Raw genomic sequence first — 21,543 nt, 5'->3', positions numbered from 1 at the left:
GACCCGGACCGAAGCTCCCGAAGGCGTGCTCCCCTCCCAGGCCCTGCGCGCCATGATCGCGTCGGGCGCCATCGACGCCCCCGGCGGCGTGCCGGAGGCGCTGATCCAGCCCGCCAGCCTCGACCTGCGGCTCGGCGACCGCGCCTGGCGGATCCGCGCCTCCTTCCTCGCCGGCCACGGCAAGACGGTGGCCGAGCGCGCCGCGCGCTTCGCCATGCACGAGATCGACCTCCGCCCCGGCGCGGTGCTGGAGAAGGGCTGCGTCTACCTCGTGCCCTTGCAGGAGCGGGTGAGCCTGCCCGCCGACGTCTCCGCCATGGCCAACGCCAAAAGCTCCACCGGACGGCTGGACCTGCTGACCCGGCTGATCGCCGACCACGGCACGGAATTCGACCGGATCGAGCCGGGCTATGACGGCCCGCTCTACGCCGAGATCAGCCCCCGTTCGTTCTCGGTGCTGGTGCGCCCGGGGATGCGGCTCAACCAGATCCGGCTGCGCCGCGGCGACCTGAGCATCGGCGACGAGGCTTTGCGCGCGCTGCACAAGGCCGAACGGCTGGTGGATGGCGAGGCGCATATCGACGGGGGGCTGGCGTTCTCGGTCGATCTGACCCCGCGGATCGGCCGGGACGGGGCCGCGGCCCCGGTCGGCTGGCGGGCGCGGGCCCATGCCGGCCTGATCGACCTCGACCGTATCGGCGCCTACGACCCGGCCGAATTCTTCGACCCGATCCACCCCGCGCCCGGCGGCGGCGTGATCCTCGATCCGGGCGCCTTCTACATCCTGGTCAGCCGCGAGGCGGTGCATATCCCGCCGATGTATGCGGCCGAGATGCAGCCCTATCACGCCATGGCCGGCGAATTCCGCGTCCACTACGCGGGCTTCTTCGACCCCGGCTTCGGTCATGAAGCGGCGGGCGGCGCCGGCGCGCGCGGCGTGCTGGAGGTGCGCTGCTACGAGGCCCCCTTCGCGCTGGAGCATGGCCAGGTGGTCGGCCGCCTCGTCTACGAGCCGATGGCCGAGGCCCCCGACCGGCTCTACGGGACCGGGATCGGGTCCAACTATCAGGGTCAGGGCCTGAAGCTCGGGAAGCAGTTCCGCGATCCGGGCTGATCGTCGCCCCCGTCTTGCGCAGCGCGCCCGGGGGACTTTCATGATCGCGTGAAACTCCGCGCCGCGATGGCGGGGCGGAATGCGCATTCCGGACCGGAGATTCGTCATGACCCACGCCCCCGAACCCCTCGACCCGCAGGAACTGACCGACGCGCTGTCGCGCAACTGGGCCTGGATCGCGGGCGCCGGCGCGCTGCTGATCGCGATGGGCGTGCTGGCGATCATCGCGCCTTTCGTCGCCTCGGTGGCGATCGGCGCCTGGATCGGGGTGGCGTTCCTGCTGGCAGGCGCCGGCCAGATCGCCCAGGCCTTCGGGCCCGGCGGCTGGCGCGAGGCGGCCGGCCATGCCCTGGTCGGCGCGGTCTACGTGCTGGGCGGGTTGCTGGCGATCTTCAACCCGCTGGCCGGACTGGTCGCGTTCTCCTTCATCATCGTGGTGATGCTGGCGGTGTCGGGCGCGGTGCGGCTCGCCCAGGGCCTGCGCCGGCGGCCGCGCAAGGGCTGGGGCTGGCAGGCGGCGTCCGGCGCGGTGGCGCTGGCGGCGGCGCTGGTCATCTACGCCTCGTTCCCCGGGGCCGCGATGTGGCTGCTGGGGCTGATCGCGGGCATCGCCTTCGTCACCGACGGCGCGGCGCTGCTGGGGCTCGGCCTCGCCGCGCGCCGGGCGGGCTGAGCGGGCGAGAGGCGGCGGCGCCCTTTCCTCGACGCCGCCGCCGCGCTATTCCGGCGACAGCCCGGCGCATATGGTCAGGGCGGCGCCGGGAGCTCTCATGTCGTTTTTCTCCAAGCTCAGGTCACGCCTGCAGAAGTCCTCCTCGAAGATCGACGAGGGGCTCGACGCGTTGATGGAGGCGGGCGAGCCTGAGGTCCCCGAGGCCGCCGCGCCGCAACCTGCGCCCGCCGCGCCCGAGCCGGAGCCGGAGCCGGAGCCGGCGGCCGAGGCCCCCAAGCGCGGCTTCTTCTCCCGCCTGATCGGCGGCGAGCCCGCGGCCGGCGCCGCCGCGCCGGCCGCGCCCGAGCGCAAGCGGGTGCTCGACGACGCCCTGCTCGAACAGCTGGAAGAGCTGCTGATCTCCGCCGATCTCGGCGTCGACGCGGCGCTGCGGGTGTCGGCCAACCTCGCCGAAGGCCGGTTCGGGCGGCGCGTCGGCGCCTCCGAGATCAAGGCGCTGCTGGCCGAGGAGGTCGCCCGCGTGCTCGAACCCGTGGCGCGCCCCCTGCCCCTGACCGGCCTCAAGCCGCAGGTGGTCCTGGTCGTGGGCGTCAACGGGTCGGGCAAGACCACCACCATCGGCAAGCTCGCCTCCCAGCTGCGCGGCGCGGGCAAATCCGTGATCATCGCCGCCGGCGACACGTTTCGCGCCGCGGCCGTCGAACAGCTCCAGGTCTGGGGGACCCGCGCCGGGGTGCCGGTGATGACCGCGCCGCAGGGCTCGGACCCCGCGAGCCTCGCCTTCGACGCGCTGACCCGCGCCCAGGCGGAGGGCGCCGACATCCTGCTGATCGACACCGCCGGCCGCCTGCAGAACCGCGCGGACCTGATGGCGGAGCTCGAAAAGATCGTCCGGGTGATCCGCAAGAAGGACCCGACCGCCCCCCACAACACCCTGCTGGTGCTGGACGCGACGGTGGGCCAGAACGCGCTCTCCCAGGTGGAGCTTTTCCAGAAGGCCGCCGACGTGTCGGGGCTGGTGATGACCAAGCTCGACGGCACCGCCAAGGGCGGCGTGCTGGTGGCGCTCGCCGACCGTTTCGGCCTGCCGATCCATGCCATCGGCGTGGGCGAGAGCATCGAGGATCTGGCCCCCTTCGACCCCGACGAATTCGCCCGCGCGCTGGTCGGCATGGCCGACCCGCAGGACGCCGCGTGATCTCCGGCCCGGCCCGCCGAAAGGCGCGGCGATGCTGACCGACCTGGTCCTGTCGGTCGAAGGCACCGAGTTCGCCAAACCGCTGGCGCTGATCCTGGCGCTGTGCTCGGCCCTCGCCCACTCGATCCTCGGCGTCCTGCAGAAATCCCGCTACGATCCGTGGGAGGCGCGCGGCGCCATCGACGCCTTCGTCTTCGTGCTGGCGCTTTTCGCCGGGCTCTTCATCCTGCCCTGGCCGTCGGCGGAGCTGATCCCGATCCTGTTCGGGGTCTGGGCGATCCACCTGCTCTACAAATGCCTGCAGGCGCTGGCTTATGAGCGCGGCGCCTATACGGTCGTCTATCCGGTGGCGCGGGGCACCGCCCCGATCTGCACGGTCGTCTTCGCCTCCTTCGTCTTCGGCGAGCATTTCGAGTGGGGGCAGTGGGTCGGCGTCGCGCTTCTGTCGGGCGGGATCATGTCGCTGTCGCTGGTCAATCTGCGCGGCCGGGCGGTGAGCCTCCAGTCGGAGACCATGCTCACCGCGCTCGGCCTCGCGCTGCTGACCGGCGTGATGATCGCGGTCTACACCACCTATGACGCCTGGGGGATCCGGCTGAGCGCGGACCCCTTCACCTTCATCGCCTGGTTCTTCGTGGCCGATGGCTGGTCTTTTCCGCTGATCGCGGCCTGGCGGCGGCGCCGCCGCGCGCCCGAGCTGCGGTTGCCGCTGGGCCCGCTGATGTGGCGCGGCCTCGCGGGAGCCCTGATCGCCTTCGTCAGCTTCGGCTGCGTGATGCTGGCCACCCGGCTCGACAAGGTGGGCGAGGCGGTGGCCCTGCGCGAAACCTCGGTGATCTTCGCGGCCCTGCTGGGCTGGCTGATCCTGCGCGAGCCGCTGGGCCCGGCCCGCGCCGGCCTGATGGCGCTGATCGCGCTGGGGGCGGCGCTGGTGGAGATCGCCGCCTGAGGCGCGGGAGGCGGCGCGGCCGCGCGTTCCGCCGCGCGACCGCGCCCCGGACCCTCAGATCAGGACTTCGGCAGCATCACCGTGTCGATGACATGGATCACGCCGTTGGACTGCTCCACATCCGGGACGGTGACCGAGGCCACGTTGCCGTTCTCGTCCTCGAGCATCAGGATCCCGTCCTTCTCCCAGGCGATCAGCTTGCAGCCGCCGACGGTGGGGACGATGTGCTTGCCGCCGTCGTCGGCGATCATGCCCTCGATGGCCGTCGACATGGCCTTGGCCGAGACGACGTGGCAGGTCAGCACGTGCTGCAGCATCTTCTTGCGGTCGGGGCGCAGCAGGGTGTCGACGGTCCCGGCCGGCAGCGCGGCGAAGGCCTCGTCGGTCGGCGCGAACACGGTGAACGGCCCCTCGCCCTGCAGCGTGCCGACCAGGCCCGCGGCCTTCACGGCGGCGACCAGGGTCGTGTGATCGGGCGAGTTGACGGCGTTCTCGACGATGGTCCTCGAGGTCAGCATCGGCGCGCCGCCCACCTGCGGATTGGCGGCGAAGGCGGCGGTGGCGAGGCCGGCGGCGGCGGCGAGGCTCAGGGCGCGGAGGGCGTTTTTCATGAGGTCGTCTCCCGGTTGCGTCGTCCCCGCTTCAGGGACGTTCGGAGGGAGATACCCCCGACCCCGGCGAAAGGTTTCGCGCGCACGGCCACGTGATGAGCGCGTGAGGCCTCCGGAGCGCTGGCGCCCGGGCCCGCTCGGTGGTTCACTGGGGAACCAGAGCCGCAATCGGCCGGCAAGGAGGAAACCCCGCATGACCGCCTACACCCAGATTCTCTATGACGTCGCCCACCGCGTCGCCACCGTCCGCTTCAACCGCCCCGACCGGCTCAACGCCTACACCTCGACCATGGCCGACGAGCTGCGCGAGGCCGTCTCCGCCGCCGCCGCCGACCCGGACGTGCGTGTGATCGTGATGACCGGCGAGGGCCGCGGGTTTTGCGCGGGCGCCGACATGGACGTGCTGCAGGGCATCGGCTCGGCAGGGGGCGAGATCACGAAGAAGGCCGAGGATCCTGATTTCTCCAAAGCTCCCGGGCCGGATGTCGCGCCCGATTTCCCGGGCCGCTTCGGCTACATGTTCGCCTGCCCCAAGCCGATCATCGCCGCGATCAACGGGCCCTGCGCCGGCATCGGCATGGTTCTGGCGCTCTACGCCGATCTGCGCTTCGCCGCGGCCGAGGCGCGCTTCACCACCGCCTTCTCCGCCCGCGGGCTGGTGGCCGAACATGGCATGGCCTGGCTCCTGCCCCGGCTGGTGGGCGAGGCCGACGCGATGGATCTGCTGCTGACCTCGCGCAAGTTCGACGGGACCGAGGCGCAGGCGATGGGCCTGGTCAACAAGGCCGTGCCGGGGGCGGAGCTGATGGCCCATGTGACCGACGTCGCCCGGAAGATGGCCGACGAGGTCTCGCCCCGCTCGATGGCGGTGATGAAGCGGCAGGTGCGCGCCTCCTATCACCAGAGCTTTGCGGACTCGCTGACCGCCGCCGACGCCGAGATGCAGGGCAGCTTCGCGGCCCCCGACTTCAAGGAAGGCGTCGCGAGCTTCGTCGAAAAGCGCGCGCCGGCCTTCGCCAGCGTCTGAGCGGCGTGGGGGCGGCCGCGGTCGCCCCCCGCTTTCCTCGACCTGCCCTCCCTCGGCGGCGGGTCCGAGCCGGCCGGCGCGGCGGCCCGAGGCAAGGGCGCCTCAGCCCCCCGCGGCCTCCGGCCAGCGCAGCCGCAGCCGCGCCACTTGGGCGAGGTGGTCGGAGCCGGGCACCGCGACCGTGCGGATCGACAGCACCTCGACCGAAGGCGAGACGATCATGTGGTCGATGGCGAGCCCCAGCCACGGCCGCAGCGCGCGCGACACGGCGCCGTCGCCGGGAAACCAGCTCGGCCGCCAGCCGCCGATCAGCCGGGCGCCGAGCGCCTCGGCCACCGCAGGCAGCTCCGGCCCCCAGGGCGGCGCGTTGAAATCCCCCGCGAGCACCAGCGGATCCGCCGCCATCTGGTCGAACTGGGCGAGGCCCTGACGCTGGTTGAGGTGGCTCCGCACGAAGGGCGAACTGAAATGCAGCCCCCCCACCCGCAGCCTGCGCCCGGGCGCGACCTCGACATCGACCACGGTCAGCGCCGGCATGCGCCGGCGGAGTTTTATCCGCGGACCCAGCGTCGCCGCGCCCTTCGACAGCACCACGAGATCGATCCACTTCAGGCGCGGGAGCGTCGCCTGGCCGAGCGGCGCCGCCCCGGCCGAGGCCAGCGCGCGGGCGAGGGGGTCGCCGGGCGCAAGGCCTTCCGCCTCGATCAGCAGCGTCACGTCGGGGTCGAGGGCGGCGAGGGCGGCCAGCGCCTCTTCCATCCGCGGATTGGACCGGCGGATATTGGCCGAGACCAGGGTGATGTCGACCGGCGCGGCGCTGTCCGCCGGGCTCGCGGCGGCGGGCGCCGAGACCGCCGACGGCTCGGACGATTGCGCCCCGCGCCACACCGGCCCGACGCTCGCCGCGAGGCCCGCCCCGATCAGCGCGAGCGCCACCGCGCAGACCGGCCAGCGGGCCGCCGCCAGCCCCAGCGAGCCGACCGCCGCGACCACCGCCAGATGCAGCCGCGCCGCATCCAGGGTCACCAGCGTCACCTGAAGGAGGTCGAGCGGCGTCCCCCCCGGGATCTGATCCGGGCTCATGCCGGACCGCCCGCGCCCGACCTGACGGACGCCCGGCCACGCAGATTCATGGGCCGGGAGACGGTCGGGAGGCGGACGGGAGGCGGCGGCGCATGGCGGTCCTTCGACAGGGTCTTTCGACGGGGCGGAACTCTCCCGCCAGAGGTGGCGCCACGCCTCCCCGGATGGCAAGACCGCAGGCGCCGCACCGCAGGCGAGATCGCGCCGCGGGCGCGCGTCGGGATCGGGCCGCGCGCCCCGCCCCTGCCCGATGTCCGGATCGGGCGCCCGGCCGCGTCGCTTCGGGCGCCGCGCGATCCGCGACGAAGGCGCCCCCGCGGCCCCAGGTCGCCCCGTCGCCGCCCTTGATAGAGCGGCCCGCCGCGGCGCAGGCTCGGCTCCGGGCGTTTCACCACCTCATCCGCCTCCGCACCCGTCCCGCGCGCCGCCGCCCCGCCGGCCGCCCCACCCGACAAGGGAGCCAAGATGCCGGCGATCACCCCAGCCTTCTCCGCCGCCGAATACGCAAGGCGTCTCGCCCTGACCCGCGCCGAGATGCGGGCCCGCGGGCTCGACGCGCTGTTCTGCGAGGATCCCTCCAACATGGCGTGGCTCACCGGCTATGACGGCTGGTCCTTCTACGTCCATCAGGGCGTGCTGGTGCTGCATGACGGCGACCCGATCTGGTGGGGCCGGCGCATGGACGCCGAGGGCGCCAAGCGCACCGCCTGGATCGGCGACGACCGCCTGCGGTCCTATAACGACGACTTCGTGCAGGCCGTCGACCGCCACCCGATGCAGGACCTCGCCGCCCTGCTGCGCGAGCTTGGCCTCGCCCGCTCCGCCATCGGGGTCGAGCTGGACAACTATTACTACTCGGCCCGCGCCCATCTGACGCTGGTCCATGAGCTGCCTGAGGCGCATCTCTCCGACGCCACCGCGCTGGTCAATCGCCTGCGCACGGTGAAGTCGGACGAGGAGCTGATCTTCATGCGCCGCGCCGCGCGCATTTCGGAGCATATCCAGGACGTGGCCTTCGAGCGGATCGAGCCGGGCCTGCCCAAGAACCTGCTGGCGGCCGAGATCATGGCGGAGGCGATCCGCGGCGTGACCATCGACGGCGAGCCGATCTGGGGCGATTACGCCGCCATCGTGCCGATGCTGCCCTCGGGCCCGGATTCGGCCGCCCCGCACCTGACCTGGGACGGGCGGCCCTTCGCGAAGGACGAGGCCACGTTCTTCGAGCTCTCGGGCTGCTATCGCCGTTACCATGCGCCGTTCTGCCGGACGGTTTGGCTCGGCAAGCCCCCGCAGGAGATTCTGGATGCCGCCTCCGCGGTCGCCGAGGGGATCGAGCATGGGCTGGAGGCGGGGCGCGCGGGGGCCCGGGCCTCGGACATCGCGCGGGCGCTCTATTCGGCGCTGCACCGGGCGGGGCTGCAGAAGGAGGGGCGCTGCGGTTACGCGGTCGGGCTCAGCTATCCGCCGGACTGGGGCGAGCGGACGGTGTCGCTGCGCCTCTCGGACGACACCCCGCTGGAGCCGGGGATGACCTTTCACTTCATGCCCGCGCTCTGGACCGAGGCCTGGGGGCTGGAGATCACCGAGACCATCGTGATCCGCGACGACGGCCCGGCGGAGTGCCTCTGCAACCGCCCGCGGGAGCTGTTCGTGAAGGCTTAGGGGCCGGCGGAGGGCGGGGCCCGCTCCGCCTCCTCCCGCGCCAGGGCCGGCCCGAAGGCGCGGGAGAACCGGGCGGCGGAGGCGCCATGCAGCACCGCCGACGCCGCCACCGCGACGGACGCCAGCGCCAGGATGGCGTCGCCATGGATCAACGCGCCCCGGTCCAGCGCCAGCAGGGCGAAAAGCGCGGTGGCGAGGCCGCGCGGCCCGAACCAGCCCAGAAACAGCCGCGTCCGCCACCCCGCCCCGGTCCCCGCCAGCGCGATCCAGATCGCCGCGGGCCGGATCACGAAAAGCGAGACCGCGAGCAGCGCCAGCCCCCCCGGCTCCACCTGGGCGAGCGCCCCGGGCAGCAGGGTCATCCCGATCAGCAGGAAGGCGCCGAGCACCAGGAGGCGTCCCTCGTTCTCCAGGAACTCCGCCACGAAACCGCCGAGAGGCACGTCGGGTTCGGCCTCCGGCGCCGTGGCGGCCGCGGCCCCCGCCCGGATCGGCTGCGCCCGACCGGCGGTCAGCCCGTCGCCGAAGGCGAGGCCGGCGGCGAAGCAGGCGACGAAGGCGTTGCCGCCCAGGCTCTCGGCCAGGAAATAGGCGGCGGCCGCCGCGGCCATCGCCGCCAGCCCCTCGGCGTCGACGGTGGAGAGGCGTTTCGCGCTGGCGGCGACGAGCAGCCGGCCCCCGACCAGCCCCACCGTGATCCCCGCCGCAATGCCGAAGCCGATCTGCGCGGCGGCGAAGCCGAGCCAGCCGGTCCAGTTCGCCCCCCCGTCCTCCGCCGCGGCGAGGGACGCGAAGAGCAGCACCGCCGGCAGCGCCAGCCCGTCGTTCAGCCCCGCCTCCACCGTGATCGCCCGGCGCACCCTGAGCGGCAGCGCGGGGTTGGAGACCACCGCCTGACCCAGCGCCGCATCGGTGGGGGCGAGGATGGCGGCGAGCGCCGCGACCTCCCAGACCGGCCAGCCGGGCAGCAGGACCATGCCGGCCAGCACGCCGAACCCGATGGCCAGCGGCAGGCCCAGCGCCAGCATCCGCGCCGGCCACAGATGGGCGCGGACCAGCGCGCGGGCGTCGGTGCGCGAGGCGTCGGCGAAGAGCACCAGGGCGAGCGATACCTCGGCCAGCAGATCGAAGGCCAGCACCGGTTCCTCGCCTTGCGCCACCCCGGCAGCTGCCAGCCCGAAGCCGAGGGCGAGGAACACGATGGGCGCGGTGAGCGCCGTCGACGACAGACGCCGGTCGAGCGCCGAATAGGCGAAGACCACGACGGCGACGAGCAGGAGCGCGGATGCGGGCATGGGTCCTGCAGGGCTGAGGGCGGGACGGTCAGCTTGGCGGAGAACGCGGGGCGCGCGCAAGCGGCGCAGGCGCCGGCCCGGCTCCGCGCTCGATTGCACCGGCGCATGGTTCGCCTTCCGGGCCGTGCGCGCCGGCCTTCCCGGCGTGGCCTTCGCCGCGGCGATCGCGGGCGGCTCGCGGGCGAAGGCGCCTGGGGGCGCGCGGATCTCAATGCCGGCACGGCGCCGACCCCGCGCCCCCGCTTCCGCGTCCCGCGGCTGGCGGAAGCGGGGGCGCCGGACGAGCCGACCCCGAAATACGTGGACGGGCGGCGACCGAAAGTGGGCGCGGCGACCGGGATGCGCATCGGCCGGGTCCGGCCGATGCCGGAGGAAGCGGCGGCGGCCACGCAGGCCCGTCTCTACGCCCCCGAGGGCCGAAACGCGAAAGGGGCGGCGAGACCTGGCCGCCCCCCGTCAGAACCCGCCCCGAAAAGCCTCAGCCGACCCGGTAGTTCGGGCTTTCCTGGGTCATCTGCACGTCGTGGACATGGCTCTCGCGCAGGCCGGCATTGGTGATCTTCACGAAGCGGCAGTTCGACCGCATCTCGTCGATGGTGCGGTTGCCGGTGTAGCCCATCGCCGCGCGCAGGCCGCCGGTCATCTGGTGAACGACCGTGGCGGCGGAGCCCTTGTAGGGCACCCGGCCCTCGACCCCTTCGGGCACCAGTTTCTCGGCCGAGATGTCCTTCTGGAAATACCGGTCGGCGGAGCCCCGCGCCATCGCGCCAACGGAGCCCATGCCGCGATAGGTCTTGAACGACCGGCCCTCCCACAGGATCAGCTCGCCCGGCGCTTCGTCGGTGCCCGCGAGGATGGAGCCGACCATGGCGCAATGCGCCCCCGCGGCCATCGCCTTGGCGAGGTCGCCGGAGAACTTGATGCCGCCGTCGGCGATGACCATGGAGCCGTGGCGCGCGGCCTCTTCCGCGCAGTCCATCACCGCGGTCAGCTGGGGGACGCCGACGCCGGCGACGATGCGGGTGGTGCAGATCGAGCCGGGACCGATGCCGACCTTCACCGCGTCGGCCCCGGCCTCGATCAGCGCGCGGGTCGCCTCGGCGGTGGCGACGTTGCCGGCGACCACCTGCACGGTGTTGGAAAGACGCTTGATCCGGGTCACCGCCTCGGCCACCGAGGCGGAATGGCCATGCGCGGTGTCGATGACGATCAGGTCGGCCTGGGCGTCGATCAGCGCTTCGGACCGGGCGAAGCCGGCGTCGCCGACGGTGGTGGCGGCGGCGACGCGCAGACGCCCCAGCCGGTCCTTGCAGGCGCGCGGGTGCAGCACCGCCTTTTCGAGATCCTTGATGGTCAGGAGGCCCGAGAGCTTGCCGGCCGCGTTGACCACCAGCAGCTTTTCGATGCGCCGCTCATGCATCCGGCGGCGCGCCTCTTCGGGCGTGACCGGCTCGGTCGCGACCACCAGGCGGTCCTGATGGGTCATCATCGCGCGAACCGGGGTGTTTTCGTTCTCGGTGAAGCGCATGTCGCGGTTGGTGAGGATGCCGATGGGGCGGCCCTGCGCGTCCACCACGGGGAATCCGGTGATCTTGTAGCGGGCCTGCATGGCCCGCGCGTCGGCGAGCGTCTGGTCCGGCCCGAGGGTTATGGGCTTGTAAACCATGCCGCTTTCGAAGCGCTTGACCCGGCGGACCTGGTCGGACTGCTGCTCGATGGTCAGGTTCCGGTGCAGCACCCCGAGCCCGCCGGCCTGGGCCATGGCGATGGCCATGTCGGCCTCGGTCACGGTGTCCATGGCGGACGAGAGGAGCGGGATGTTGAGCTCGATCTCCTTCGTGACGCGGGTGCGCAGGTCGGCGTCGGCGGGGAGGACTTCCGAGGCCCCGGGCACAAGCAGCACATCGTCGAAGGTATACGCCTCGCGAATCTCCATGGGGTCCTCTCGGGGTCTGGGTTCGGATGGCGCTTCCCTTTTTCACGCCGCGTCGGAAAAGAAAAGCGGCGGAGAGGCCGCAGGGGGGCGGGATCGGGGGGTGACATGCGTGCACCGGGCATGCGCCGGGCGTATGCCAAGCGAAACGGTTGGTCTTTTGGAGGGCGCGAGGGGTCAGGCGCCCGGTTCGGCGGGGGTCGGGAGCCAGCGGGCGCGGGCCTCGGCCAGCTCGCGGAACTGGAACGCCTCGGGCACGAGCTTGCCGCGATAGAGCGCCTCCGCCGCATCGAAGCGCCGCGCCGCCGCGTCCCGGTCCCCCTCCGCCGCGGCGAGTTCGCCGAGCGGGACCAGCACGCGGCCGATCCTCGGGTTCCCGTCGCCATAGACGGCGGCGAGATCCTCTGGCAGCCCCCCCGCCGCCTCCCGCGCCCCCGCGACATCGCCGAGGCGCGCCCGCCCCGCGACCAGCACCGCGCGGGTGGTGAGCGTGTCGGGATGCGACGCGCCCTGCACCCGCTCGTAGTCCGGCAGCAGCGCGCGCCAGGCCGCCTCCGCCTCCGCCGCACGGCCCTGGGCGAGCTGCGCCCGGGCGATGGAGAAGCGGGTGTTGAGCGTGCCCGGATGCGACGCGCCCTGCACCCGCTCCAACTCCGGCAGCAGCACGCGCAAGGCCGCCTCCGCCTCCGCCGCACGGCCCTGGGCGAGCTGCGCCTGGGCGATGGAGGCGCGGGTGGCGAGCGTGTCGGGATGCGACGCGCCCTGCACCCGCTCCCGGTCCGGCAGCAGCGCGCGCAAGGCCGCCTCCGCCTCCGCCGCACGGCCCTGGGCGAGCTGCGCCTCCGCGAGGCGATCTCGAGAAGAGAGTGTTTCGTGAGCATCGGCGCCGAGTATCTTGGTCAACGGTCCGATGATCGTGATGAGCAGGCTGTGCGCGGCCTCAGTCTTGCCGGATCGCAGCAAGGCCCAGGCCAACTTCGATCGCGCCTCAAGGGTGACGCGATGATCGGCGCCCGGGTCCTTGTCCGCCCCGTGCAGCGTCGCCGACAATTCCGTCGCCGCACGGCTCGCCTCGCCGCAGCAGATGAGCGCCCAAGCCCAATCGCTTGTCGCGGCGATCTTTCGCTCGGCCTTGGGGAAGGCGTCGCGACGCTCCCGATCCGCGACATGGCCGAGCAGGAGTTCGGCGAGGCGATATCGTCCGCGATTGCCGTGGAGGATGCCAAGATCGGTCAGATCCTCCGGCTCAACGCGGATCTTGTGTTCCAGAATTTCGTTGGAGATCTTGCGGGAGGCGTCCGGCTTGGGCTGAACCTTCTTCGCCTCGCCCAGCCCGATGCGCACGTCTTCCAGCAGGCCGCGCACGCGCTTGTCGTCGGGGCTGGCGTGAAGATACCCCTCGATATGCGGCAGCGCCGCGCGATAGGCGGCGGCCTCGTCCAGCGGGGCGTAGGCGAGGTGGTGGGCGAACATCGCCTCATGCGCGCGCCGCTGGGCGACCTCGTTGCGGGCGAGATAGGCCGTTGCGGCGCGGACCATGTGCGAGGGCATATATTGGTCATAGGCGCGGTCGAGTTCCGCGATGAAGCCTTCGGGGGAAAGCGCCTCTGCGGCAGCCAGGGCCTGTTCGGCATCGGCGCGCCGTTTGTCGGCGGCTTCGACAGCGGCGTCGCGCTTGCCGATGTCGGCGACGGCGCGGTCCGTTTTCCGGCGCAGGACGTCCACACGCCATGCGAGCGCAAGCGCCGCGCCCAGCATCGCGGATGCCGAGGTGGCCTGTTGCCAAAGATCGAGCCCCTGGAAGGCTTCGATCAACTGGACGAGCGCCAGCGCGGGATAGTCGAGAAAAGAATCCGGCTCCACCAATACCGCTCCCCCGTGAAACAGGGAGTCAGTTTGCGGTCATTTCCGTCATGGCGAAACCGGAAACCGCAGGGAGGTCAGCCCCCCGTGACGCTCATGTGGCGCGAGACCTCTCCGCGAACGGACTGGCGGGAATAGTCGAAGTCGTGGCCCTTGGGCTTGCGGGTGATCGCCGAGCGGATCGCGGCGTGAAGGGGGGCGTCGTCGGGGGAGGCGCGCAGGACCGCGCGCAGGTCGGCGTCGTCGTCCTGGCCGAGGCACATGTAGAGCTGGCCGGTGCAGGTCAGGCGCACGCGGTTGCAGGACTCGCAGAAGTTATGGGTCAGCGGCGTGATGAAGCCGAGGCGGCCGCCCGTCTCCTCCACCCGCATGTAGCGGGCGGGGCCGCCGGTGTTCAGCGGGATGTCGGTCAGGGTGAACTCGCGGGTGAGGTCGGCGCGGACCTCGGTCAGGGGGTAATACTGGTCGATGCGGTCCTCCTCGCCCATGTCGCCCATCGGCATGACCTCGATGAAGGTCAGGTCCATGCCGCGGGCGTGGCACCAGCGGGTCATCGAATGGATCTCGGAGTCGTTGACGCCCTTCAGCGCCACGGCGTTGATCTTGACCTTTAGCCCGGCCTCAAGCGCCGCGTCGATGCCGTCGAGCACCTGGGCGAAGCGGCCCCAGCGAGTGATCGCTTTGAACTTGGCCTCGTCGAGGGTGTCGAGCGAGATGTTCACCCGGCGCACGCCGGCCGCGTAGAGCGGCTTGGCGAAGCGGCGCAGCTGGGTGCCGTTGGTGGTCAGCGTCAGCTCGTCGAGCGCGCCCGAGTCCAGACGCCGGCCCATCGCCTCGAAGAAGGTCATGATGTCCCGGCGCACCAGCGGCTCGCCGCCGGTGATGCGCAGCTTGCGCACGCCGAGGTCGACGAAGGCCGAGCAGAGACGCTCCAGCTCCTCGAGGCTGAGCAGGTCCTTCTTGGGCAGGAACTGCATGTTCTCGGACATGCAGTAGACGCAGCGCAGGTCGCAGCGGTCGGTGACCGAGACCCGCAGATAGGTGATCGCCCGCGCGAACGGGTCGATCAGCGGGGCGGCGGGGGTCGGCGGGGCGAGGTCGGCGGCGGTCATCACGATCCTTCCCGGCGCCGGTGCGGGCGCCGTTGGTCCGAAGCTAGGGGCTGCGACGGGGGTCGGCAAGGCCTGCGGGGCGGCGATTCCCGCGCCGCCGTCCGAAGGGCGCGGCCGCCCGACGCGACGATCGCGCCGAAATCCGGACCTCCCCGCCAGATCTCCGCGCATAACGCGATTTGTCCGAGCGCGACGCATTCCCCTGCTTGTCGCCCCAGGGTTGATCGCGCTAGTTTTTCGACATGGATGCGTCATTGTTTCGGGCCTTTGTGCGCGCCGTGGAGACGGCGAAGACCCGCGGCGAGATCCGGGCCGCAGGCCTCGCCTTCGCCCGCGCGCTCGGCTTCGTCAATCTCCGGCTGGTCGAGCACGGGCCGGACCTGAGCGCCGCCCCGGTGCTGCGGGTCACCGACGGCCTGCATGAGCGGTTCGAGACCGACTACGCCCGGCTCAACCTGCACAGGGCCGACCCGGTGCTGCGGATCGCCCTGCAGCGCCTGGAGCCGTTCCGGTTCCGAGAAGACGACTGGGCGACGGGGCTGTCGGAGGGCGAGACGGCGTTCCTGACGCGCACGCGACGCAACGCGGCCGACGACGCGATCATCTTCGGCGTCTACGGCGAAGGGGGGCGGGACGCGGTCTGCGCCGCGGGTTTCGACCCGCTTCGCGGCCCGCCCGATCCGACCCGGACGCAGCTGTTCCGCACCGCCTGCCAGATCGCCCATTCCGCCGCCATACGCCTGTCCGAAGAAGCCGACGCGCCGCTCGTCGGGCCCGGCGCGCCGTCGCTGAGCCCACGCGAGAGCGAGGTGATGCACTGGGTGGTGCGGGGCAAGTCGAACCCGGTGATCGGCGATATCCTCGGCTGTTCGTCGCACACGGTCGACACTCATCTGCGGCGGATCTTCGCCAAGCTGGAGGTCGGCGACCGGGTCTCGGCGGCGCTGCGGGCGGTGGCGCTGGGGCTGTCGGCCCCCTGACCGGGGGGCGGATCGACGGGACGGGCCGGCGGCGTCCCGAATCGGGCTGACGCCGGGTCGACGCGGCGCCGCACGGCTTCCCGTGGCGGCCGCATCACGCACCTGCGGGACTCGTGGCGGAGAAGTTTGCGGGGCAACTTCCCGCCAACGCCGCGGCGCCGCGCTCGCGCGATGGCGACGCCTCCCCCAAGCCCCGCAACCCAGCGGCGAAGTCCGCTGCAAAAAGGGAGTTCGCGATGCGCCTTTCGACCCCGGGGGCCTCATCGGACGTCGCCGTTTTCGTCGCCGGCGGGGGCGTGGCGGCGGAGGACGACGATCTGCTCGTCCGGCGGTTCCAGCAGGCGGGTTCGGCCCCGGCCCGGCGGGCGCGTCCGGAATGAATGCGGAAATTTCCTGGAAAGGACTTGCGCGACCGGCTTCGAACATTAAGTGACGCGAACGTCAACGATGCGACGGCGCCGCGGGTCTAGGAAGGACTCGCGATGGATGCCGGATCGGTTTTTCCGAGCATCGCCGACGCGGTCGACCCTGCGCCCGTCCCGATTGCCGGCGGGCGCCGATCAGGGGTTCCCGGTGCGTCAAGACGCGAGGGAGACCCCAGAACAATTTTCGCACGACGACCCGGCCCGGCGACCGCCGCCAGGCGGGTGTCGTCTCGTCATCCGGTCGTCGCCGAGACCCCAGCGGCGGCGGTCGGTGGGTGACGCGGTTCGCCGCGTGACCCGCGTGCACTTTGCGTAACGGCGCCCCAGAGTTGCTTCATGGCGCCAACTCCGCAGCGGCCGTACCCGACGGTCGTTTGCGGGCCCCGCTTTCCGGCGGGTCGACGTCGCCATCGCCCGGGTCCCCAACCGGCGCGACGGCGGCGAGCCCTGCGCGCCCGCCCCCACAGGCGCGCGGGGCGCCCCGCTTTCCGTTCGCCTCAACGAATTTTTCGTCCACAGCATCCCGGCCGAAACATCCCGGTCGAAACCGTCCCCGCGGACCGATGCGCGTATCCGCCGCGGCGCGCGCGCTTGCTCGGGCAGGCCGCAGGCGGTCAGAACCCGGGCTCCGCCCGGATCGGGAGAGCTGATGTGACCGACGCGCCGCCGCCCCCCCATGCCCTCGCCCCCCGCGCCCTCGACGCCTATGAGCGTCTCGCCGACGCCTTCGCCGACCAGGCGCCCGCGAAACCGCACAACGCCTTCTACGACCGCCCCGCAACCCTGTCGCTGCTGCCGGATCTGGCGGGGGCGCGGGTGCTCGACGCCGGCTGCGGGCCGGGGATCTATGCGGAGGCGATGTTGGAGCGGGGGGCGGCGGAGGTCTGTTCTTTCGACATCTCGCCGCGGATGCTGGAGCATGCCGGGGCGCGGCTGGCGGGTTATGGGGCGCGGTCGCGGCGGGTGCTGGCGTCCCTGGAAGGGCGGCTGCCGGTCGAGGATGGCTGGGCGGATGTGGTGATCGCGCCGTTGTGTCTGGATCACGTGGCCGACTGGGACGCGGTTTTCGCCGAATTCGCCCGGGCGCTGCGGCCGGGGGGCCTGGCGGTGGTCTCGGCGGCGCATCCGGCGTCCGACGCCGAATATTTCAAGACCGAGCGCTATTTCGAAGTGGAGCCGGTGGCGGCGGTGTGGCGCGGGTTCGGGGCCCCGGTGCGGGTGCCGTCCATCCGCCGGCCGCTGACGGCCTATCTGATGGCGCCGATCCGCGCGGGGCTGATGATCGACGAAGTGCTGGAGCCGCGCCCAACCGAGGCGTTCCGGGACGCCGACCCCAAGCAGTTCGCGAAGCTGGAGCGGCGCCCGGTGTTTTTGATGATGCGGGTGCGCAAGCCGGTGTGAGGGGAGCCCTGCCCTGCCCAGTCACCGGCCCCAGTCACCGGCCCCAGTCACCGGCCCCAGTCACCCGCCCCGGAGGGGCCTCAGCCGAGCTTTTCGGCGGCGGCGTCGGCGTCCTCGAAGGTCGGGCGCAGGGCTTCGAACGCCTCCTCGGCGGTCTCGACGAAGCGGAAAAGCTCCAGATCGGCGTCGGCGATGGTGCCGGACGCGGCCAGCGCCTCGAAATCGAGGATCGAGCGCCAGAAGGACTCGCCGAAGAGCAGCACCGGCGCCGGGGCCATGCGGCGGGTCTGGATCAGGGTCAGCGCCTCGAAGAGCTCGTCCAGCGTGCCGAAGCCGCCGGGGAAGGCGACGATGGCCTCCGCGCGCATCAGAAAGTGCATCTTGCGGATGGCGAAGTAGTGGAAATTGAAGCTGAGTTCGGGAGTGACGTAGGCGTTGGGCGCGCTTTCATGGGGCAGCACGATGCCGAGGCCGATGGAGCGGCCGCCGGCCTGATGGGCGCCGAGATTGCCGGCCTCCATCACCCCCGGACCGCCGCCGGTGACGATGACATGGCGCCGGCCGCCGGCGGCGAGCGAGGCTTCGGTGCAGAGCACGGCGAAGCGGCGGGCCTCCTCGTAGTATTTGGCGAGGGCGGCGAGCGCGGGGGTGCGGGCCTCCGACGCGCGTTCGGGCGAGGGGATGCGGGCGCCGCCGAAGAAGACCACCGTGGTGTCGATGCCGGCTTCGGTCATCAGCAGCTCGGCCTTCAGAAGTTCGAGCTGGAGGCGGACCGGGCGCAGATCCTCGCGCTTGAGGAATTCGGGGTCGCGAAAACTGAGCTGATAGGCGGGGGATTCCGTCTGGGGCGTGCGCGGCTGGCGGTCGGCCGACGCGATATCCTGCTGGGCGGAGCGGAAGACGGAGTGACGCTCCTCGGCGCGGGCGCGCTCGGCCTCGGGGTCGAAGGGGGATTTCGGCGTCGTGTCGGGCATGGCGGGGTCGGGCTTTCGCGGATCGGGGGCCGGCGCGGCGCGCGCGGCGGGGGATGTTCGGGCGGGGCCCCGGGCGTGCGGGACGGGCGTTGCGGCGGGGACGGAGGCGCGGGAAGATTGCGCGCGGTCCCCGCCCCCTCTATAGCCTGCGGCCGAACCCGATGCGATGCCCGCCCGCTCGCCTGACCCAGCGTCCGCCCCCCGATTACGGAGACCCGCCATGACCCCCGCCGCGACCCGCACCCACGCCGCGCTCGAATCCGCCATCGAAGCCGCCTGGGAAGCGCGGGACGGCGTCAGCTCCGCCACCAGGGGCGAGACCCGGGACGCGGTGGAGACGGCGCTGACCCTGCTGGACGCGGGCGAGGCGCGCGTCGCCCAGCGCGAGGCCGACGGGACCTGGGTGGTGAACCAGTGGCTCAAGAAGGCGGTGCTGCTTTCGTTCCGGCTGACCGACATGGCGCCGATCCCGGGCGGCCCGGGGAACTCGGCCTGGTGGGACAAGGTGCCCTCGAAATGGGACGGCTGGGACGCGGCGCAGTGGAAGAAGGCCGGGTTCCGGGCGGTGCCGGGCTCGATCGCGCGGCGCTCGGCCTATATCGCGCCGGGCGCGGTGCTGATGCCGTCCTTCGTGAATCTCGGGGCCTATGTCGGCGAGGGGTCGATGGTCGACGCCTGGGCCACGGTGGGCTCCTGCGCGCAGATCGGGCGCGACGTGCATCTGTCGGGCGGCGTCGGGATCGGCGGCGTGCTGGAGCCGATGCAGGCCAATCCGACGATCATCGAGGACAACTGCTTCATCGGGGCGCGCTCCGAGGTCGTCGAGGGGGTGATCGTGCGCGAAGGCTCGGTGCTGGGCATGGGCGTGTTCCTCGGCCAGTCGACGAAGATCATCGACCGGGCGACGGGCGAGATCTTCATGGGCGAAGTGCCCCCCTATTCGGTGGTGATCTCGGGCTCGCTGCCCGGCAAGGCGCTGCCCTCGGGCGAGCCGGGGCCGAGCCTCTATTGCGCGGTGATCGTGAAGCGGGTGGATGCGGGCACGCGCTCGAAGACCTCGATCAACGACCTGCTGCGCGACTGATGATGAGCGAGCCCGAGGATCAGGACGGCGCGGATCAGGGCGGCGGCGCGGGCGGCGAAAAACCCGCGAAGTCGAAAACCGGAAAGATCGCCAAGGTGAAGCGCGCGCCTCGGCCCCAGCAGGTGTTCACCCTGCTGGTGGAGGTGGGGCGCGGCGCCGGCGACGGGCTGCCCAAGGACGCCACGGGAGCGGCGCTGATGTGCTACGCGACCGGGGTCGACGAGGCCGAGGCGGTGCGCGAGACGGTGGCGGTGCTCAAGACCGCCGAGATGAACCCGCTGGAGGTCACCGGCTGGGGCACGCTCGAGGAGCGCCTCGAGGCCGGCGAGGAGATCGGGCCGGAGGATCGCGCCCTGATGGACCGCGCGCGCGCCGACAACGCGGTGATCGTGGCGCAGGTGCAGCCCTTCTACGACTGACGGCCCGCGCCGCGGGGGCGGGAGCCGCGCGACGACCGGGGCGCCATCGGCGCCGTCCCACCCGCGCGGCGCGGGACCGGGGCGCCTGGTCGGGCGGTTTCCCGGTTCCGGTCCGGGCGCCGTGGCGGTCTTTCCCGTGCGCTCCGACCCGAGACGGCGCCTCACGCGCCCCCGGGGACCGGCCGCGCGGGCGCCTCGCCAAAAACCTCGGAGCGGCGGTCGCGCGGCCCGGCTTGCCAAGGGCGGCGCCGGCGCCCCAGTCTCCGAGCCGCTTGCCAAGGAGGCCCTCCCCATGTCCGACCCCGTCGATCCCGTCGCCCTCACCGCCGAGCTGGTGCGTTGCGCCTCCGTGACGCCTGAGGAGGGCGGCGCGCTGGTCCTGCTGCAGGGGATGCTGGAGGCTGAGGGGTTTCGGTGCACGCGGGTCGACCGGGCGGGAATCGCCAATCTTTACGCGCGGTTCGGGGAGCAGGGGCCGGTGCTCGGCTTCAACGGGCATACCGATGTGGTGCCGACGGGCGACGTCTCGGCCTGGACCCGTCCGCCTTTCGGAGGCGAGATCGCCGAGGGCAAGGTCTGGGGCCGCGGGGCCTGCGACATGAAATCGGGCGTCGCCGCCTGGATCGCGGCGGCCATCGAGGCGGCGCGAGGCGGGGTGCGCGGCTCGCTGGCGCTGATGATCACCGGCGACGAGGAGGGCGACGCGCAGGACGGCACGGTCGCCCTGCTCGACTGGATGGCGCAAGCCGGCGAGCGGGTCGATCATTGCGTGGTGGGCGAGCCGACCTCGCGCGCGACCTTCGGGGACATGGTCAAGATCGGGCGGCGCGGGTCGCTCAACGCCCGGATCGTGGCGCGCGGGCGGCAGGGGCATTCGGCCTATCCGCATATGGCGCTGAACCCGCTGCCGCCGCTCGCCGCGCTCTGCGCCCGGCTGGCGGCGCATGAGCTGGATGCGGGGACCGCGCATTTCCAGGCCTCGACGCTCGCGCTGACTTCAATCGATACCGGCAACATGGCCTCCAACGTGATCCCGGCCGAGGCCTCGGCCCGGCTCAACATCCGCTTCAACGACGCCCATGAGGGGGCGGCGCTGGTCGCGTGGCTGGAGGCGGAGGCGGCGAAGGCCGGGGCGGAAAGCGGGGTGGCGTTCGAGGTGCGCTCGCGGATCAGCGGGGAGAGCTTTCTGACCCCGCCGGGCACGCTGTCGGCGCTGCTGTCCGCGGCGATCGAGGCGGAGACGGGGACGGCGCCGGAGCTGTCGACGTCGGGCGGGACGTCGGACGCGCGGTTCGTGAAGGCGCATTGCCCGGTGGCGGAGTTCGGGCTGACCGGGCTGACCATGCATCAGACCGACGAATACGCGCCGGTGGACGAGATCGAGCGGCTGAAGGCGGTCTATGCGCGGGTGATCGCCAGCTATTTCGCCTGAAGCGGCGGCGCTTTGCGGCGCGTCCGGGAGGCCGCGCGACAGGCGGACCGAGAGCGGATCCGAAGCGCCCGCGCGGCGCGGCGCCGGGGGCGCATGCGTCGCCGCCTCGGGGCGGATGGGGCGGCGCGGGTTCCTGGCGCTGAGGCGCCGCCCGATGGTTTGCGAATGGTTAAGCGTTAGGTCCGCAAGCTCAGATCAGGTTTTTGGAAGGCCATGCCCCCCGGCCCGGCGCGGACCAAGCCCGGGTGCGGGACCGGCCGCATCGCGGCGCGGCCTTGGACACGCGCGGCGGCGCGACCCGGCGCCGA

19 protein-coding genes are annotated in these 21,543 nt (G+C 72.3%); 12 read left to right on the top strand and 7 right to left on the bottom strand.

Annotation, left to right across the window (positions count from 1 at the left end):
• Positions 1 to 25: 25 nt before the first annotated feature.
• The 4 genes from ACTB72_RS13125 to ACTB72_RS13110 all read left to right on the top strand — a co-directional run bounded on the left by ACTB72_RS13125 (position 26) and on the right by ACTB72_RS13110 (position 3,934).
• Complete coding sequence (locus ACTB72_RS13125) at positions 26 to 1,114, top strand: 2'-deoxycytidine 5'-triphosphate deaminase (protein ID WP_463037448.1); 1,089 nt, start codon at positions 26 to 28, stop codon at positions 1,112 to 1,114.
• Between the two features lie 106 nt (positions 1,115 to 1,220).
• Entirely contained in the window at positions 1,221 to 1,787 is a 567-nt protein-coding gene (locus ACTB72_RS13120) for an HdeD family acid-resistance protein (RefSeq protein ID WP_463037445.1), read from the top strand.
• Positions 1,788 to 1,884: 97 nt separating this feature from the next.
• A complete protein-coding gene (gene ftsY / locus ACTB72_RS13115; protein ID WP_463037444.1) occupies positions 1,885 to 2,985 on the top strand; it encodes a signal recognition particle-docking protein FtsY in 1,101 nt (366 codons plus the stop codon).
• A gap of 34 nt (positions 2,986 to 3,019) precedes the next feature.
• The gene (locus ACTB72_RS13110) at positions 3,020 to 3,934 is read left to right on the top strand and encodes an EamA family transporter (protein WP_463037447.1); all 915 of its coding nucleotides are present in this window, start codon (positions 3,020 to 3,022) and stop codon (positions 3,932 to 3,934) included.
• Positions 3,935 to 3,993: 59 nt separating this feature from the next.
• Here ACTB72_RS13110 and ACTB72_RS13105 read toward each other — a convergent pair whose 3' ends face one another.
• On the bottom strand, positions 3,994 to 4,545 hold the full coding sequence (locus ACTB72_RS13105; protein WP_463037443.1) for a fasciclin domain-containing protein: 552 nt from the start codon (positions 4,543 to 4,545) through the stop codon (positions 3,994 to 3,996).
• 193 nt (positions 4,546 to 4,738) lie between these two features.
• Here ACTB72_RS13105 and ACTB72_RS13100 point away from each other — a divergent pair, with 193 nt between their 5' ends.
• The gene (locus ACTB72_RS13100; protein ID WP_463037442.1) at positions 4,739 to 5,572 is read left to right on the top strand and encodes an enoyl-CoA hydratase; all 834 of its coding nucleotides are present in this window, start codon (positions 4,739 to 4,741) and stop codon (positions 5,570 to 5,572) included.
• Between the two features lie 102 nt (positions 5,573 to 5,674).
• Here ACTB72_RS13100 and ACTB72_RS13095 read toward each other — a convergent pair whose 3' ends face one another.
• A complete protein-coding gene (locus ACTB72_RS13095; RefSeq protein WP_463037441.1) occupies positions 5,675 to 6,655 on the bottom strand; it encodes an endonuclease/exonuclease/phosphatase family protein in 981 nt (326 codons plus the stop codon).
• 465 nt (positions 6,656 to 7,120) lie between these two features.
• Here ACTB72_RS13095 and ACTB72_RS13090 point away from each other — a divergent pair, with 465 nt between their 5' ends.
• Positions 7,121 to 8,317 carry a M24 family metallopeptidase gene (locus ACTB72_RS13090; RefSeq protein ID WP_463037440.1) on the top strand — a complete coding sequence of 399 codons (1,197 nt, stop codon included), beginning with the start codon at positions 7,121 to 7,123 and terminating at the stop codon, positions 8,315 to 8,317.
• Here ACTB72_RS13090 and ACTB72_RS13085 read toward each other — a convergent pair.
• The 4 genes from ACTB72_RS13085 to moaA all read right to left on the bottom strand — a co-directional run bounded on the left by ACTB72_RS13085 (position 8,314) and on the right by moaA (position 14,520).
• Complete coding sequence (locus ACTB72_RS13085; RefSeq protein WP_463037439.1) at positions 8,314 to 9,612, bottom strand: cation:proton antiporter; 1,299 nt, start codon at positions 9,610 to 9,612, stop codon at positions 8,314 to 8,316. The genes ACTB72_RS13090 and ACTB72_RS13085 overlap by 4 nt on opposite strands.
• Positions 9,613 to 10,090: 478 nt before the next feature.
• Positions 10,091 to 11,548: an IMP dehydrogenase gene (gene guaB / locus ACTB72_RS13080; protein ID WP_463037438.1), complete on the bottom strand. Its 1,458-nt coding sequence runs from the start codon at positions 11,546 to 11,548 to the stop codon at positions 10,091 to 10,093.
• 174 nt (positions 11,549 to 11,722) lie between these two features.
• Positions 11,723 to 13,408 carry a tetratricopeptide repeat protein gene (locus ACTB72_RS13075; protein WP_463037437.1) on the bottom strand — a complete coding sequence of 562 codons (1,686 nt, stop codon included), beginning with the start codon at positions 13,406 to 13,408 and terminating at the stop codon, positions 11,723 to 11,725.
• Positions 13,409 to 13,485: 77 nt separating this feature from the next.
• A complete protein-coding gene (gene moaA / locus ACTB72_RS13070; protein WP_463037436.1) occupies positions 13,486 to 14,520 on the bottom strand; it encodes a GTP 3',8-cyclase MoaA in 1,035 nt (344 codons plus the stop codon).
• Between the two features lie 254 nt (positions 14,521 to 14,774).
• Here moaA and ACTB72_RS13065 point away from each other — a divergent pair, with 254 nt between their 5' ends.
• The 3 genes from ACTB72_RS13065 (at position 14,775) to ACTB72_RS13055 (ending at position 17,326) form a co-directional block, all read left to right on the top strand.
• Positions 14,775 to 15,500 (top strand): helix-turn-helix transcriptional regulator, encoded by a 726-nt coding sequence (locus tag ACTB72_RS13065; protein WP_463037435.1) that lies wholly within the window; start codon positions 14,775 to 14,777, stop codon positions 15,498 to 15,500.
• Between the two features lie 236 nt (positions 15,501 to 15,736).
• A complete protein-coding gene (locus ACTB72_RS13060; RefSeq protein WP_463037434.1) occupies positions 15,737 to 15,880 on the top strand; it encodes a hypothetical protein in 144 nt (47 codons plus the stop codon).
• 696 nt (positions 15,881 to 16,576) lie between these two features.
• On the top strand, positions 16,577 to 17,326 hold the full coding sequence (locus tag ACTB72_RS13055; RefSeq protein ID WP_463037433.1) for a class I SAM-dependent methyltransferase: 750 nt from the start codon (positions 16,577 to 16,579) through the stop codon (positions 17,324 to 17,326).
• An 80-nt stretch (positions 17,327 to 17,406) separates the two neighbouring features.
• Here the strand turns inward: ACTB72_RS13055 and ACTB72_RS13050 are convergent, their stop codons facing one another.
• The gene (locus ACTB72_RS13050) at positions 17,407 to 18,300 is read right to left on the bottom strand and encodes an LOG family protein (protein ID WP_463037432.1); all 894 of its coding nucleotides are present in this window, start codon (positions 18,298 to 18,300) and stop codon (positions 17,407 to 17,409) included.
• 220 nt (positions 18,301 to 18,520) lie between these two features.
• Between ACTB72_RS13050 and dapD the strand changes: the two genes are divergently transcribed.
• From dapD to dapE, 3 genes are all read left to right on the top strand, one after another.
• Entirely contained in the window at positions 18,521 to 19,384 is an 864-nt protein-coding gene (gene dapD / locus ACTB72_RS13045) for a 2,3,4,5-tetrahydropyridine-2,6-dicarboxylate N-succinyltransferase (RefSeq protein ID WP_463037431.1), read from the top strand.
• Positions 19,385 to 19,470: 86 nt separating this feature from the next.
• The gene (locus ACTB72_RS13040; RefSeq protein WP_463037446.1) at positions 19,471 to 19,803 is read left to right on the top strand and encodes a hypothetical protein; all 333 of its coding nucleotides are present in this window, start codon (positions 19,471 to 19,473) and stop codon (positions 19,801 to 19,803) included.
• A gap of 292 nt (positions 19,804 to 20,095) precedes the next feature.
• Positions 20,096 to 21,235 (top strand): succinyl-diaminopimelate desuccinylase, encoded by a 1,140-nt coding sequence (dapE, locus tag ACTB72_RS13035; protein WP_463037430.1) that lies wholly within the window; start codon positions 20,096 to 20,098, stop codon positions 21,233 to 21,235.
• The last annotated feature ends 308 nt before the right edge of the window (positions 21,236 to 21,543 follow it).

It is taken from the genome of Albimonas sp., from assembly GCF_055129145.1.
The sequence above is the reverse complement of the archived record's forward strand: the minus strand, read 5'-3'. Positions and strand labels throughout refer to the sequence as shown.